At 64.7% G+C, this 14,674-nt stretch carries 15 protein-coding genes and 1 riboswitch; of the genes, 4 read left to right on the plus strand and 11 right to left on the minus strand.

What is annotated here, in order from left to right; genetic code table 11:
• Positions 1–23: 23 nt before the first annotated feature.
• From V9L17_RS00830 to V9L17_RS00860, 7 genes are all read right to left on the minus strand, one after another.
• The gene (locus tag V9L17_RS00830; protein WP_337346682.1) at positions 24–629 is read right to left on the minus strand and encodes a 2'-5' RNA ligase family protein; all 606 of its coding nucleotides are present in this window, start codon (positions 627–629) and stop codon (positions 24–26) included.
• Positions 630–633: 4 nt separating this feature from the next.
• A complete protein-coding gene (trpS, locus tag V9L17_RS00835; RefSeq protein ID WP_337350069.1) occupies positions 634–1,746 on the minus strand; it encodes a tryptophan--tRNA ligase in 1,113 nt (370 codons plus the stop codon).
• A 17-nt stretch (positions 1,747–1,763) separates the two neighbouring features.
• On the minus strand, positions 1,764–2,597 hold the full coding sequence (locus tag V9L17_RS00840) for an exodeoxyribonuclease III (RefSeq protein WP_337350070.1): 834 nt from the start codon (positions 2,595–2,597) through the stop codon (positions 1,764–1,766).
• 10 nt (positions 2,598–2,607) lie between these two features.
• On the minus strand, positions 2,608–3,171 hold the full coding sequence (locus tag V9L17_RS00845) for a hypothetical protein (protein WP_337346685.1): 564 nt from the start codon (positions 3,169–3,171) through the stop codon (positions 2,608–2,610).
• Positions 3,172–3,303: 132 nt separating this feature from the next.
• Complete coding sequence (locus V9L17_RS00850; RefSeq protein WP_337350071.1) at positions 3,304–4,137, minus strand: ABC transporter permease; 834 nt, start codon at positions 4,135–4,137, stop codon at positions 3,304–3,306.
• Positions 4,134–4,958, minus strand: coding sequence for an ABC transporter permease (locus V9L17_RS00855; protein ID WP_337346752.1), 825 nt, complete (start codon positions 4,956–4,958; stop codon positions 4,134–4,136). The genes V9L17_RS00850 and V9L17_RS00855 overlap by 4 nt, the downstream gene beginning before the upstream one ends.
• Before the next feature lie 19 nt (positions 4,959–4,977).
• Positions 4,978–5,907: an ABC transporter ATP-binding protein gene (locus tag V9L17_RS00860; protein ID WP_337346753.1), complete on the minus strand. Its 930-nt coding sequence runs from the start codon at positions 5,905–5,907 to the stop codon at positions 4,978–4,980.
• A gap of 225 nt (positions 5,908–6,132) precedes the next feature.
• Between V9L17_RS00860 and V9L17_RS00865 the strand changes: the two genes are divergently transcribed.
• Positions 6,133–6,573 (plus strand): CHRD domain-containing protein, encoded by a 441-nt coding sequence (locus V9L17_RS00865; RefSeq protein ID WP_337346687.1) that lies wholly within the window; start codon positions 6,133–6,135, stop codon positions 6,571–6,573.
• 87 nt (positions 6,574–6,660) lie between these two features.
• Here V9L17_RS00865 and V9L17_RS00870 read toward each other — a convergent pair whose 3' ends face one another.
• Positions 6,661–7,572 (minus strand): bifunctional methylenetetrahydrofolate dehydrogenase/methenyltetrahydrofolate cyclohydrolase, encoded by a 912-nt coding sequence (locus V9L17_RS00870; RefSeq protein WP_337346688.1) that lies wholly within the window; start codon positions 7,570–7,572, stop codon positions 6,661–6,663.
• 8 nt (positions 7,573–7,580) lie between these two features.
• Positions 7,581–8,879 (minus strand): serine hydroxymethyltransferase, encoded by a 1,299-nt coding sequence (glyA, locus tag V9L17_RS00875; RefSeq protein ID WP_337350072.1) that lies wholly within the window; start codon positions 8,877–8,879, stop codon positions 7,581–7,583.
• 137 nt (positions 8,880–9,016) lie between these two features.
• Positions 9,017–9,102: riboswitch (ZMP/ZTP riboswitch) on the minus strand.
• Positions 9,103–9,111: 9 nt separating this feature from the next.
• On the opposite strand from glyA, the gene purU reads away from it, so the two are divergent.
• From purU to V9L17_RS00890, 3 genes are all read left to right on the plus strand, one after another.
• Complete coding sequence (purU, locus tag V9L17_RS00880) at positions 9,112–10,005, plus strand: formyltetrahydrofolate deformylase (RefSeq protein WP_443197995.1); 894 nt, start codon at positions 9,112–9,114, stop codon at positions 10,003–10,005.
• Between the two features lie 29 nt (positions 10,006–10,034).
• On the plus strand, positions 10,035–10,709 hold the full coding sequence (locus V9L17_RS00885; protein WP_337350074.1) for a class I SAM-dependent methyltransferase: 675 nt from the start codon (positions 10,035–10,037) through the stop codon (positions 10,707–10,709).
• Positions 10,710–10,787: 78 nt separating this feature from the next.
• A complete protein-coding gene (locus tag V9L17_RS00890) occupies positions 10,788–11,306 on the plus strand; it encodes a gamma carbonic anhydrase family protein (protein WP_337346692.1) in 519 nt (172 codons plus the stop codon).
• 98 nt (positions 11,307–11,404) lie between these two features.
• On the opposite strand, the gene V9L17_RS00895 is transcribed toward V9L17_RS00890, so the two are convergent.
• Both V9L17_RS00895 and V9L17_RS00900 read right to left on the minus strand, forming a co-directional pair.
• Positions 11,405–13,099, minus strand: a complete 1,695-nt coding sequence (locus V9L17_RS00895) for a flavin monoamine oxidase family protein (protein WP_337346693.1) — start codon at positions 13,097–13,099, stop codon at positions 11,405–11,407.
• A complete protein-coding gene (locus tag V9L17_RS00900) occupies positions 13,096–14,634 on the minus strand; it encodes an amino acid permease (RefSeq protein ID WP_337346694.1) in 1,539 nt (512 codons plus the stop codon). Before V9L17_RS00900 ends, V9L17_RS00895 begins: the two co-directional genes overlap by 4 nt.
• Between the last annotated feature and the right edge of the window lie 40 nt (positions 14,635–14,674).

The following is a 14,674-nucleotide window of genomic DNA, read 5'->3' on the forward strand; positions in this document are numbered from 1 at the left end:
CGGCAAGCCTCAGGCGCGAGCGTTCAGTGGGAAGAGGCGGGTCCCCCGGAGTTGGCGGCTGCGTCCGCGGCCCAGGCCCCGGCGTCGTTGTCAGTTTCGGTCCCAAAGTCCAGCTCTTCCCGTAGCTGCCAGATGCCGTCAGCATCGTGCTCGTAAAGTCCCATGCTAACCACAGGGAACGTCGCCCTATAGTCCTTCAGGACCGTTTCAGCTTCGTCGAGGCTTTCGGGAGCGACGTCGTGGGCGATCGTCACGTGGGGATGGTACGAGAACGGCAGGTCACGCTGGAGCGGTCCGGTCTGGAGTTTCTCGTGCAGCTCCACGCAGGACTCGAATCCGTCCTCAACGTTGATGTACACCACCGGGGATACAGGCCGGAAAGTGCCGGTGCCCGCTATGGTCACCATGAACGGTTCCTGCCTCCGCGCCACCTCGCGGACGTGCTCCCGCGTAGCCTCCCAGTCCTGGGTGGGCGTGGTGGTGATCAGTGTGATGTGGGCAGGGATCACCGCCGCCATGGGATCACCGAACGAAGCGCGCCACCGTTGAAGTTCTTTCGCGATGGCAGGGGGGAATCCCAGAATGACGCCTACGCTCATTCCTTCACTGACATTGCTTGAGACCGACATCGGGTTAGCGGACTCCCGGTGCGCCGCCATAGGGAAGGAATCCCACCTTGGCATAGACGTCGCTGAGAGTGACGGACGCGATCTCCCGGGCCTTGTCTGCGCCATGGGCCAGGAGCCGGTCCAGCTCGGCAGGGTCCGACAGGAGCTCGTTGGCGCGGTCCCGGATGGGGGTCAGGTGGCCCACGACCGCTTCCGCCAGGTCCACTTTGAGGTGTCCGTACATCTTTCCCTGGTAGCTCTCCACCAGCTGCTCCACGCTCTGGCCGGTCACCCCGGAGAAGATGGTGAGCAGGTTGGAGACGCCAGGCTTGGTTTCGCGGTCGAAGCGGATTTCCGTTTCCGTGTCCGTGACCGCGGATTTGATGCGCTTAGCCGTGATCTTGGGCTCGTCAAGGAGGTTGATCAGGCCGGCCGGCGATTCGGCGGATTTGGACATCTTCGCCGTGGGGTTCTGCAGGTCGTAGATTTTCGCGGACTCCTTCTGGATGAAGGGCTGCGGCACCGTGAACGTTTCCCCGAAGCGCGAGTTGAAGCGTGTGGCGAGGTCACGGCTCAGCTCCACATGCTGGCGCTGGTCCTCCCCTACCGGGACGCCCTCCGGCTGGTACAGGAGGATGTCGGCCGCTTGCAGGATGGGGTAGGTAAACAGCCCAACACTGGCGAAATCAGTGCCCTGTTTCTGCGCCTTGTCCTTGAACTGGGTCATCCGGGACGCTTCACCGAAGCCGGTAATGCAATTCAGGACCCACGCGAGCTGTGCGTGTTCGGGCACCTGTGACTGGACGAACAGGGTGCACTTGTGGACGTCCACGCCGCCGGCGATGTATTGGGCCGCAGTGATCCGCGTACGCCGTGCCAGCTCGGCGGGATCCTGGGGGACGGTGATCGCGTGCAGGTCCGGGATGAAGAAGACGGCGTCGTATTCGTCCTGCATCCGGACCCAGTTAACGAGGGCGCCGAGATAATTGCCGAGGTGCAGCGAATCTGCCGACGGCTGCATGCCGGACAGGATGCGGTGCCGCACACCGGTGGCGGGCAGGTCAGCTTGCGCGTGGGCGGTCACGGCGTCAGGTGCCGGCGACGCGGCGGGGCCGGTGACTGTTGAAGAGGTGGTCATTCGTTGTGGCCTTAAATCTAGAGCCGGTAGTCCACTACCAGCGGTGCATGGTCAGAGAAACGGGTGTCCCATGACGGCGCCCTGTCAACGACTGCGGAGAATGCGGCTGCAGCCAGTTCCGGGGTGGCCAGGTGGTAGTCGATCCGCCAGCCAGTGTCATTGTCAAAGGCCTGACCCCGCTGCGACCACCACGTGTAAGGGCCGTCCACACTGCCGGCCAGGCCCCGGTGGACATCCTTCCAGCCGATGTCCTCGCCGAAGAACCGGTCAAAGTACGCGCGTTCCTCAGGCAGGAAGCCGGCCTTTTTCACATTGCCCTTCCAGTTACGGATGTCCAATTCCGTATGGCCCACGTTCAGGTCACCCACCACCAGGCCGTGGTCGCTGTGCTTGGTCAGTTCCGGCAGGCGCGTGCTCATGGCATCCAGGAAACGGTACTTGTCCGCCTGCTTGGGGGTTCCGGCTTCACCGGAGTGCACGTAGGCACTGGCAACGGTCAGCTGCACCGGTTCCCCGGCAGTATCGGTCAGCCTGAAATCTGCTTCCACCCACCGGCCGGCGGTGGCGAAGTAGTCGTCCCCGATGCCGTTGCGGGTCTCCAGCGGCTCTTCGCGGGAGGCGATTGCGACGCCGGCCCGGCCCTTGGCTTCGGCTTCAGCGTGCAGGATGTGCCAGCCATCGCCGAGGAGCTCCCGAACGATCGCGTCAGGGGCCCGGACTTCCTGGAGGCAAAGGATGTCCACCTCGCGGGGCTCCAGCCACGCCGCCATGCCATTCCTGAAGGCAGCGCGGAGGCCGTTAACGTTGACTGATGCGATGCGAAGGTGGTCCTTCTTCAATGCCGAGCTCACCCGCTCCACTCTAGTCGATGACCGTTCCGGTGACCGGGTCCTCCGTGCCGCCCGAGGAGCGGATCATGTCCCGGGCATTTGTGGCGGTGATTTCGATAGTCTCCAGCGCGCGGCGGATGGTGTCCTGGTCGGCGGCCTCACCCTTGGCGCGCTCCTGCTCCACCACCCGGACCTGAACCTGGACGATCTTGAAGGAGTGGTCAAGCTTGAGGTCGCGGACTTCGTCCGCTTCGGAGCGCTCGTAGACCACGCGGGTGCCGCCATGGTCCGCAGAGGACGACGACGGCGCGCGGCCAGCTGCAGTGTTAAAGGCATTCTGGGCTTCCGTCAGCTTGGCGCCGGCCTTCTTGGCGGCCTTTTGGATGCTGAAGACCACAAAGGCTGCCAATGCGAGCCAGAAGGCGGCGATAATGGCCACAACCCAACCCACGACGTCGTTCTGGTTGGCTGCGAAGATGACCGCGACCACAAAGGCGACGACAAAAATCATCATTCCCGGCCCACTGATCCGGAGCATGGAGAAGCCGCCCTTGGCTGGTTTGGACGCAGAGTGAGGGTTACCCAGAGATCGCATTCCTACATTGTCTCAAACGCTGCGGCGGGCTACGGTACCTTCCACCCCCGGCGAACACCACCCCAACTAGGTAGCAGCAGATGTCGTTTTGAGCGCTCATAACGACATCTGCTGCTACCTAGTTGGGAAGGCCTACTTCAGGAACAGCTTGCGGAGGCGGACCGTGGTGAGCAGCATCCCCAGCGCCGTCATCGCTACGTAATAGCCGATATGGATGGCGGTGGCCGGAGTGAAGGTTCCGACGCTGATCTGGCGCAGCAGTTCCACCCCATGCCAAAGGGGCATGGCCTGGATGAGCCACTGGATGTACTGGGGGTAGACGCTGAGCGGGTAGAACGTAGCGCTGAACAGGAACATCGGCAGCATGATGAAGTTGATCCAGTCCATCTGCTGAAAGGTCTTCAGGAAACTGGTGATGCCCATCCCCATGCTGGCGAATCCGAAGGCGATCAACACTGAGGCCGGAATCATCAGGATGGCCCAGGGAGTGGTGATCAGTCCCATCAGGCCCATCACGGCTGTGAACCCGGTGGCATACAACAGGCCGCGCAACAAGGCCAGGAAGATCTCGCCCAAGGCAACGTCCAAGGGCCCCAATGACGTGTAAAGCATGCCTTGGTAGAGCTTTGCGAAGTTCATCTTGAAAAAGACGTTCCAGGTGGAGTCGTACACGGCGCCGTTCATGGCGGAGACGGCCAGCAGTGCCGGTGCGATGTAGGCCGCGTAGCTGATCTCGGTCCCATCGGGTCCCTGCACTGAACCCACAATGGCACCCAGCCCGACACCCATGGAGATCAGGAACAGTACCGGCTCAAAGAACCCGGACAGCATGACCAGCCAGTTGGTGCTCTTAGTGGCCATCAGCCCGCGCGAAATGACGGCTTTGGCGTTGCGTGAATACAGCGGTCCGAAGGTCCTGTTTCGGGCCGCGTCCGCCACGCTGTGGCCGCCGGTGACGATGCTCATTGCCCCAGCCTTTGGACGAACTGGCGTCTGGTAAGGACCCAGCCCACCGCTGCGAGTACCACCAGCACCACGATATGGACCATGGTGAGAACCGGCGGTTCCTCGTACCCGTAGCTGAAGACCCTGCCCAGTTCGGTGCCGTGCCAGATGGGTGAGATCCAGCCAATCCACCGGACGGCCCACGGCAGCGTATCAAGCGGGAAGAACGTTCCGGAGAAGAGGAACAGCGGCATGACGATGAACCGCATCACCAAGGCGAACTGCCCTTTGTCCTCCTTGATGGATGCCGAATACGCCATGAGCGGCAGGCCAAAGGACAGTCCGGCCAGAGTCGCTACGACGATTCCCGCCCAGCCCCAGCCGGAGGGCGAGGCACCGAACAATGCCACGGCGGCGAAGTAGATGGCGGACTGCAGCAGCAGCCTCAGGGTAACGGCGATGATCTGACCGGCGGCGATCTGCTCCGGTGTCAACGGGGAGGCGTGCGGGCCGTAATAAATCCGGCGCCATTTGAACCCGTCCATCACGGGGAAGGTGAACTCGTTGGCAGCGGTCATGACGGCGGCGGACACAAGCAGCGCCGGGGCTATGAACGCCAGGTAGCTGACTCCGCCGAAGGCGGCTGCATCGTCGGCGTCCACCAGGGTGGCAAGCCCCACACCCATCGCAAAAAGGTAGGCCACCGGCTGCCCCACGCTATACATCAGGATGGACCAGCCGTAGCCCTTCATGACCCGGAGGACCTGCTCCGCATAGTAGAAGGCACCCCACCTGCGTGCCCGGGCGGCGGATACCTCGGGCGGATGGGCACGTGGGGCCATGGCGGTCAGGGCAGCATCGTCAGTCAACGAGGCTCCTGCCGGTCAGGCGCAGGAAGACGTCCTCCAGCGAAGACCGCCGCACCAGGGATGTCAGCGGCCGCAGTCCACGGGAAGAAACCTGCTCAAGGGCAGCCTCGCCGTCGTTCGCGTAAATGAGCACCCGGTCCGGAAGCGCTTCGAGGCGTTCGCCGATCCCCTGCAGTTCCCCGCCAATAGTGCCATTGCGCTCCGACCCAAACCGCAGCTCCAGCACCTCGCGGGTGGAGTGCTCCCGGATCAGCTGCGCCGGCGATCCTTCGGCCATGATCCTGCCCTTGTCCACCACGATGAGCCGGTCGCACAGTTGCTCCGCTTCATCCATATAGTGCGTAGTGAGGATCAGGGTCACGCCCTGCTCTTTGAGCCGGAACAGCCGGTCCCACAGGATGTGCCGCGCCTGCGGATCGAGGCCGGTGGTGGGCTCATCCAGCAGGAGGATGCGCGGTTCATTGATGAGGGAGCGGGCGATGGTGAGGCGCCGCTTCATCCCGCCGGACAGGGCATCGACCTTCGATTTTGCTTTGTCGGTGAGCTGGGCGAACTCCAGCAATTCGTCGGCCTTCGGCTTGAGGTAGCTCATGGGCAGACCGAAATAGCGGCCGTAGACCAAGAGGTTGTCCCGGACCCTCAGTTCCTCATCCAAATTGTCCTGCTGAGGCACCACGCCCAAGTGCGCGCGGACCTCCGGCCCGTGGCTGTCCGGGTCCAGTCCCATGATGCTGAGATCGCCGGAGGTGCGTTGCGTGACCGCGCCGATCATCTTCATGGTGGTGGATTTCCCCGCCCCATTCGGTCCAAGCAGGCCGAACGACTCCCCGGCCGGAACGCTGAAGGTAACTCCGTCGACGGCGGCCACGTCGGCGTAGGTCTTGCGCAGGTTTTCCGCGGCGATAACTGTCTGCTGCTTCATCGGAGGGCCAGCGGGGGCGGTGGAGGACACGATGGCTTTATTGTGCACCCTCCGCAGACTAGTGGAGCCCCCCGGAATGTGAAAGAGGACTTGCACTTGGTTCCGGAACGGCCGACGGCGGCACCGCCCTCGTGCCCGGCAATGAGCTATTGCACGCACCGGGACCCCGGCGTAGCGTGATTTCCGCTAGGGGCCGGAACAAAACCATCTATCTGAGGACGCATCATGAAAAGTCACGCGCTGCGGACCGCGGCAGTAGCGGCCGCTATCCTTTCCCTGGCAGGAACCGCCGGCCCTGCCACCGCAAAGGCCGGCGGCTCTCCGGCCATCCCGTTGAACACCGAGCAGGAGGTCACCGGCTCCAACACCGGCGCCAGCGGCTTCTTCACCTACTCCATTGACGGCTCAGAACTCTGCTACACGCTCACCGCTCGCAACCTTTCCGAACCGGCGACCGCCGCGCACATCCACGTGGCACCCCGGAATGTGGCCGGTCCCGTCGTGGTACCGCTGACTGTGGGCAGCGGAACCAGCTGGACCGTCGACACCTGCACCACAGCGGACCCCGCACTCCTGGCAGCCATTGAGGCCAGTCCGCGCAGCTACTACGTCAACGTCCACACACCTACCTTCCCGGGCGGCGAGATCCGCGGGCAACTGAAGTAGGGCTGCGGCTTCCACAACAAAGCCCGACGTCGGCACCTGCGTAAGGTGCCGACGTCGGGCTTTGTTGGTTGCTGTCCTGGCTTGGTGCTAGGCGATCCCCGAGCCGCTTTTCGCTGCCAATTGGCGTTCGGCGGCTTCCACTACGTTGGTCATCAGCAGCGCGACGGTCATCGGGCCAACTCCCCCGGGGTTCGGAGAAATCCAGCCAGCTACCTCGGCAGCGGCGGGATCGATATCGCCGTGGACCTTGCTCTTGCCCGTCTCAGGGTCACTTTCACGGGTGACACCGACATCGAGCAGGGCCGCTCCCGGCTTCACGTCCGCAGCCTTGACGATGTGCTTGACACCCGCCGCACCCACAATGACGTCCGCCTGCCGCAGCAGCTCCGAAAGGTTCTCGGTGCCAGTGTGCGTCAGGGTCACGGTGGCGTTGACGGCCCGCCGGGTGAGCAGGAGGCCGATTGAGCGTCCGATGGTAACGCCGCGGCCCACCACCACCACGTGTTTGCCGGCGAGGCTGTAGCCGTTGCGCTCCAGGAGCTCGATGACGCCGCGGGGCGTGCACGGCAGCGGCGAAGTGATCTCGCCATTGACGTTGAGCACAAGCCGGCCGAGGTTGGTCGGGTGCAGGCCGTCGGCATCCTTGGCGGGGTCGATCCGCTCGAGGATGGCGTCGGTGTCCAGGTGCTTGGGCAGCGGCAGCTGCACGATGTAACCGTGGCAGGCGGGATCCGCATTGAGATCATCAATGAGGGCCTCGACCTGCGCCTGGGTGGCATCTGCCGGAAGCTCACGCTGGATCGAGTTCATCCCGATTTCCACAGACTGCTTGTGCTTCATGGACACGTACAGCTGCGAGGCCGGGTCCGCTCCCACGAGCACCGTGGCAATGCCTGGAGTGACGCCGTGGGCTTTGAGGGCCGCTACACGCTCAGTCAGCTCGGATTTGATGGCGGACGCGGCTGCCCTGCCGTCAAGGATCTTCGCGGTCTGCACCATGGACGGGGTTACCACTGCTCGTGCTGCGGGTAGAGCGGGAAGTCGGCGGCGAGCTTGTCCACGCGGGACTGCAGGGCCTCGACGTCGGTAGCCGTGCCGGCCTTCAGTGCGGTGGCGATGATCTCGGCCACCTCAGTGAACTCCTCGGCGCCGAAGCCGCGGGTGGCCAGTGCCGGGGTGCCGATGCGCAGCCCGGAGGTGACCATCGGCGGGCGGGGGTCGAACGGAACGGCGTTGCGGTTCACGGTGATGCCCACGGAGTGGAGGAGGTCCTCGGCCTGCTGGCCGTCCAGCTGGGAGTTGCGCAGGTCAACGAGGACCAGGTGGACGTCGGTGCCGCCAGTAAGGACCGAGACGCCGGCTTCGGCGACGTCGGCCTGGTTGAGGCGGTCGGCGATGATCTTGGCGCCTTCAAGGACGCGCTCCTGGCGCTCTTTGAATTCCTCGGTGCCGGCGATCTTGAAGGCGACGGCCTTGGCAGCGATGACGTGCATGAGCGGACCGCCCTGCTGGCCCGGGAAGACGTTGGAGTTGAGCTTCTTGGCCCACTCCTGCTTTGCCAGGATCACGCCGGAGCGGGGACCGGCGAGCGTCTTGTGCACGGTGGAAGTGACGACGTCGGAGTAAGGCACCGGGCTAGGGTGCAGGCCTGCGGCAACCAGCCCGGCGAAGTGTGCCATGTCGGTCCAGAGCAGCGCACCCACTTCATCGGCGATGGAGCGGAAGGCAGCGAAGTCCAGGTGGCGCGGGTAGGCGGACCAGCCGGCAATGATGACCTGCGGCTTTTCGGCGATGGCCTGCTCGCGCAGCTTGTCCATGTCCACGCGGAAGTTGTCCTCCTCCACCTGATAGGCGGCGACGTTGTACAGCTTGCCGGAGAAGTTCAGCTTCATGCCGTGGGTCAGGTGGCCGCCGTGCGCCAGGGACAGGCCCAGGATCTTGTCACCGGGGGTGATCATGGCGGAGAGTGCTGCGGCGTTGGCCTGCGCGCCGGAGTGCGGCTGGACATTGGCGTACTCGGCGCCGAACAGTGCCTTGACGCGGTCGATCGCCAACTGCTCGGCGACGTCCACGTATTCACAACCGCCGTAGTAGCGGCGGCCCGGGTAGCCCTCGGCGTACTTGTTGGTCAGGACGGAGCCCTGGGCTTCCATCACGGCGCGCGGGGCGAAGTTTTCCGACGCGATCATTTCCAGGGTGCCGCGCTGGCGGCCAAGTTCCTGGTCGAGGACTGCGGCGATTTCGGGATCGAGCTCGGCCAGCGACTGGTTGCTGACTGCGGCTGTTGTGGTGGCGGTAGTAGTCACGAAAAACTCCTGGCTAGGGATACGGGCACTGCTAAGGTCAGGCTACCGGCTGGCGCACGCCGCCGCCGCTTGATGACAGGGCGTGAAAGTGCGTGCTGTTTCCCGGCAGGGTTGCAGCACTTGTCCGGCAAAACATGACCCTCGGCCCAGGCGTACGATCCGTGGTCTTCGTGATTGCCGCTCCCTGGTGGTTAGCCACCCAACGCCAGTTGCGACTGAACAAGACTACCAAATGCAGCACGTGGGCGCGGGTAGGCTGGTAGGCGTGAGTAATGAGCAGCTGAACCAAGCGTATGTAGTAACCCTGTCCTGCCCGGACCGCCCCGGAATCGTGCACGCCGTGGCCGGTGCCCTTCTGGTGGCAGGCTGCAATATTACGGACTCGCAGCAGTATGGCAGTCCGGCCACCGGAAACTTCTTCATGCGGGTGGAAGTCACGACGACGGCCGCCAAGTCCGAGCTCCAGTCAGCGCTTGAGCCGGTGGTCGAGGCTTTCGGGATGCAGTGGAGCCTCAACGCCGTGGACCAGAAGGTGCGGACCCTGCTGATGGCCAGCACGTCAGCCCACTGCCTCAACGACATCCTCTTCCAGCAGCGTTCCGGCACCCTCCCCATCGACATCCCCGCCATCGTCTCAAACCACCAGGACCTCGCCGGGCTGGCCGAGTTCTACGGCATTCCGTTCCACTACATTCCCGTCACGCCTGACACCAAGGCCCAGGCCGAGGACAAGCTGCGGGCCATCATGGCCGAACACGACATCGAACTGACGGTGCTGGCCCGCTACATGCAGATCCTTTCGGACGACCTTTGTGCCGAACTGACCGGCAAGGCTATCAACATCCACCACTCATTCCTGCCCTCCTTCAAGGGCGCGCGGCCATACCACCAGGCCCATGCCCGCGGCGTGAAGCTGATCGGAGCCACGGCCCACTACGTCACGGCCGCGCTGGACGAGGGGCCGATCATCGAGCAGGAAGTGATCCGGGTGGACCATGCCCGCACACCGGAACAGTTCGTGCAGATGGGCCGGGACGTCGAAGGCCGCACGCTGGCCCAGGCAGTCCAGTGGCATGCTGAGCACCGGGTGCTGCTGGACGGCAACAGGACCGTTGTCTTTAACTAGGGGATTAAACTAGCGGAGCGGAGGCAGCCATGGTGCCTGGCAGGGAGGACCCCGGCAGCGAGCAGCGCCTCGCCGAGTTCTACAACCGCCGTGCCGCGTCCGGCTGGGATCATCCCCTGTCTCCACGGCGTGTGGAGGCACGCGAACGATTCATTGGCCTGCTTAAGTCCGAAGGTCGCCACGACGTCCTCGAAATCGGCACTGGCCCAGGCCAGGACGGCCTGAAATTTGTCCAGGCCGGTATCCGTTACACCGGTGTTGACCTCGCCGAGGAGCACGTCCGTCAGGCCCGCTCCAAAGGCTTGGACGTCTCTGTCGCAAGCGCCCGGCGGCTGCCCTTCGCCGATGGCGCCTTTCCTGCTGTCTGGTCCATGAGCACGCTCCTGCACATCCCCGCTGCTGACATCGACGGCGTCCTGCGTGAACTGGTGCGCATCGCGGCACCCAACGCTCCGATCGCCGTCGGCCTCTGGTCCGGTGCTGACGAGGAGGTGCTGAACCCCGAGGACGACCTTGAATCCCGGCGGTTCTTCAGCCGGCGCAGCGACGAAACGGTTCGGAAGGTTTTCGGACGGCACGGAACCATCGAGGACTTTGTCACCTGGCCGGAGGGCACGGGCGAGGAATCCGGCCCCGGCGCGGGGAACTGGACGCAGCACTACCAGTTCCTCATCCTCCGCACCCCACCCGCCCCAACTAAGTAGCAGCAGATGTCGTTTTGAGCGCTGAAAACGACATCTGCTGCTACCTAGTTGGGGTGGGGGATGTCCTAGGCTTGGGCCATGGCTCCCCTATACGATTTCGCCGGCGCGTCACCGGCCGTCCACGACTCCGCCTTCATCGCCCCCACCGCATCGATCATTGGCCAGGCCACCCTCGCCGAGGACTCCAGCGCGTTCTACGGTGTCTCCGTCCGGGCGGACACCGCAACCATCAGCGTGGGGGCCGGAAGTAACCTTCAGGACAACGTGGTGCTGCACGCTGACCCGGGATTTCCTTGCAGCGTTGGAGCAGGAGTCAGCGTGGGGCACGCCGCCGTCGTCCATGGCTGCACCGTGGAGGACGACTGCCTGATCGGCATGGGGGCAACCGTGCTCAATGGCGCGGTGATCGGCACCGGCTCGCTCGTGGCGGCCGGCGCCGTCGTGCTGGAAGGCACTGTAGTGCCGCCGCGGTCACTCGTGGCCGGGGTTCCCGCCAAGGTGCGGCGGGAACTCACCGACGAGGAGTTCGACGGCGTGAAGCAAAACGCCGCCCGCTACGTCGAACTGGCACGGGCGCACCGGGAACTGCACGGCTAATCTCCACCCGCCCGCCCCAGGACACGCAATCGGTGTGGGGACGCCCAAAAACGGGTGTCCCCACACCGATTCTGCGTCCTCAGGCTGTTTCTGCGTCCTCAGTCCAGGCTGATCGGCCCCATGGCGTCCAGGAGCTCACCCGGACCCGGGTTCCCCGGAGCCGATGAACCGCCCAAGTGGTTCACCACTCCCCACACGGCGTTCAAGCCGGTGGTCACGGCGCCTTCGGCCCAGCCCGCTGTGAAGGACACATCGTCACCGGCGAGGAAGATCCCGCGCTGGCTTTCGGGCAGCTTGTCCTGCTTGAAATGCGTGAACAGCCGCTGCTGGTAACGGTAGTGCCCGGGCAGGTTTGCTTTGAAGGCACCCATGAAGTTGGGATCGGCCTCCCAGGAAACCGTGATGGGCTGGCCAACGATGTGGCTGGCGATGTCCACTCCCGGGTAGATCTGCTCCAGTGAATGCAGCATCAGTTCAACGCGCTCGTCCGCATCCAGAGCCAGCCATTTCAGCGCGTCATCATTCCAGGTGTAGGACAGCAGGATCACGGCTGGCTTGTCCGGACCGTCATCCAGGAGGTAGGTGGCCCTGTTCAGCCGGTCCGTCAGGGTCATCGACAGCACCTCACGGCCTGTGTCCGGATCCACGTCCTTCCAGAACGGCCGGTCCACCATCACAAACGTCTTGGACGACTGCATGTAATGGGAGCGCTCGATCGCGGTCCACAGCTCGGCGGGGAACAGTGCCTCCTCCGTGTGGATGCGCGTGGAGAGCAGCCAGGACTGGCACGTGGTCACCACAGCCGGGTAGCTGGCCTCCCGGCCCCAGCGCTCCCGGATCCGGAGGCCGCCGTCGGAATCGCGGCTGATCCTGCCCACAGCCCCGCGGGGCGAGCCGGAGTGAAGGGAAGCCAAGGACGTGCCGTCCGGCCAGTGGGCCATGCCCGACGGCGCGTGCTGCCATAGTGCCTCGGGCAGCCGTTGCGCTCCCCCGCTGATGAGCCGGTGCTGGTCATCGGCATCCGTGTAGACCACACGGAGGATTTCCAGGATGGAGTTGGGGAAGTCTGTGTCCCAGCCGCCGGTGCCGAAGCCCACCTGGCCAAAGGCTTCACGGTGCGCAAAACCGGCTTCCTTGAAGGACTCGCTCCCGGCGATGAAGCCATAGAAGGTCTGCTCGTCCATGAGCGGCAGCAGCTCGTTCCACAGGTCCTTGATCCGGCCGGTGTCCCGCGCCCGGATGGCTTCCTGCATTTCAACGAACTTGGCGCCGTCGTTTACCGCGGCCTTCCAGGCATCCGCCACCTCGCGGAAGAACGGCGGCAGGTCCTGGGCGGTCTCGGCGTAGTGCTTCTGGCCGGCCAGTTCGATGACCGTGCTCGAGGTGACGGGCGCCAGCGGGTTGGGGAAGTCCTGGGTTTCCAGCCCCAGCAGGTCCACGTAGTGGTAAAACGCCTTGCCGGACACGGGGAACCGCATCCCTCCGAGGTCGGCCACCACGCTCGGGGCGGACGGGAAGCTGGCTGTGCGCAGGCGCCCGCCGATCCTGTCCGCTTCGTAGACAACAGGGCGCAACCCCAGCTTCATGAGCTCGTAGGCAGTGACGAGGCCCGAGAGCCCCGCGCCCACAACTGCCACTTCGGTGCCATGGAGCTCCGGCGGAACCGCGCCGAGGCCTGCGGGGTGGGCGAGATAGTGGTCGTAGCTGAACGGAAAATCCGGGTTCAGCATGGTGATAGGGCCGGCCTGGGTGCTGGACGGGTCAGAGGCCGGGAGTTCGGTGGCGACGGTCATGAAAGCTCTGCCTTCTTAGGTTCGGGGGTGGACAGCGTTGAAGATTCCGGGCGGCTTCGCTCACGGTATTCCTCCTGGCTCAGCGCCGCCACTCTGGAGTTCCGGCGGCCGTAACCGAAGTAGGCCGCCACGCCCACCAGCATCCAGATTCCAAAGGTCACCCAGGTGTCGGCTCCGAGGTTGGCCATGAGGTAGGCGCACATCAGGGCGCCGAGGATCGGGGTCAGCGGGAACAGCGGGACGCGGAAGGTGCGCTCCAGTTCGGGCCGGGTGCGTCGCAGGTAGATCACGGCAACGTTGACCAGGGCAAAGGCAAACAGTGTTCCGATGCTGGTGGCGTCGGCGAGGGCACCGAGCGGGACCAGCCCGGCGGTGAGGGCGACGGCGATGCCCACCAGGAGCGTGCCGGCCGCGGGGGTGCCGGTCCGGCGGGAGACGCGGCCGAACACCTTCGGGATGAGGCCGTCGCGTGACATGGAGAGCAGGATGCGTGTCTGGCCGTAGAGGACGGTCAGGACGATGCTGGCGATAGCCAGGACGGCACCCACCGCAAAGACCAGTGCGATCCAGGGCTGGCCGGTTGTTTCCTCCAGGATTTTCACCAGGGCCGCCTCGGTGCCGTCGAACCATCCCCACGGCCGGGCGCCGATAGCTGCGACGGCCACGAGGACGTAGATGGTGGTGACGATGACCATGGAGAGCATGATGGCGCGGGGCAGGTCCCGCTTCGGGTTCCGGGCCTCCTCGCCGGCGGTGGACGCGGCGTCGAAGCCGATGTAGGAGAAGAACACACGGGACGCGGCGGCTGAGACTCCTGCGGCACCCATCGGCAGGAGCGGTTCGAAGTTGCCCGCATTGAAGGCGGTGAAGGCCACGGCGCAGAAGAAGAGGAGGATACCCACCTTGACCACCACGATGGACGTGTTGATCCAGGCGCTTTCCTTTGCGCCGCGAACCAGCAGGATGGTTGCCAGCACCACGATGACCATGGCAGGGATGTTGACCAGGCCGCCGTCGCCCGGGGGCTGGGAAACGGCGTCGGGCAGGACCTGCCCGAACACGGCCAGGGTCTCGTTCACGTACTGGCCTGCCCCGACCGCCACGGCCGCGACCGAGACGGCGTACTCAAGGACCAGGCACCAGCCGCAGATCCATGCCATGCCCTCGCCCATGGTGGCGTAGGTGTAGGAGTAGCTGGAGCCGGCCACGGGGACCATGCCGGCCATTTCTGCGTATGAGACGGCGGAGAGGAGTGCGGCGAACCCGGCAATGGCGAACGAGATCCAGATCGCAGGCCCAGCCAGTGGAACGGATTCGCCCAGGATCACCAGGATGCCGGTTCCCAGGGTTGCGCCGACACTGATCATGGTCAGCTGCAGGACCCCGAAACTGCGGACCAGTTTCGGTCCGCCCTGGCCACTTTCGGCTTCACTGACCATTTGGCCGATCGGTTTCCGGCGCAGCAGTTGCGCGCCCAGCCCGGGACGGCCGGCTGCGCGGCCCGTGGCCTGTCCGGAGAGTGTTGGCACAGTCATCGTTGACGTCCGTTCGTGAGTAGTTGGTGGGTTTCCCTCA

The sequence above is a fragment of the Pseudarthrobacter sp. CCNWLW207 genome (genome assembly GCF_037203945.1).
In the GTDB taxonomy this organism is placed as follows: Bacteria; Actinomycetota; Actinomycetes; order Actinomycetales; family Micrococcaceae; genus Arthrobacter.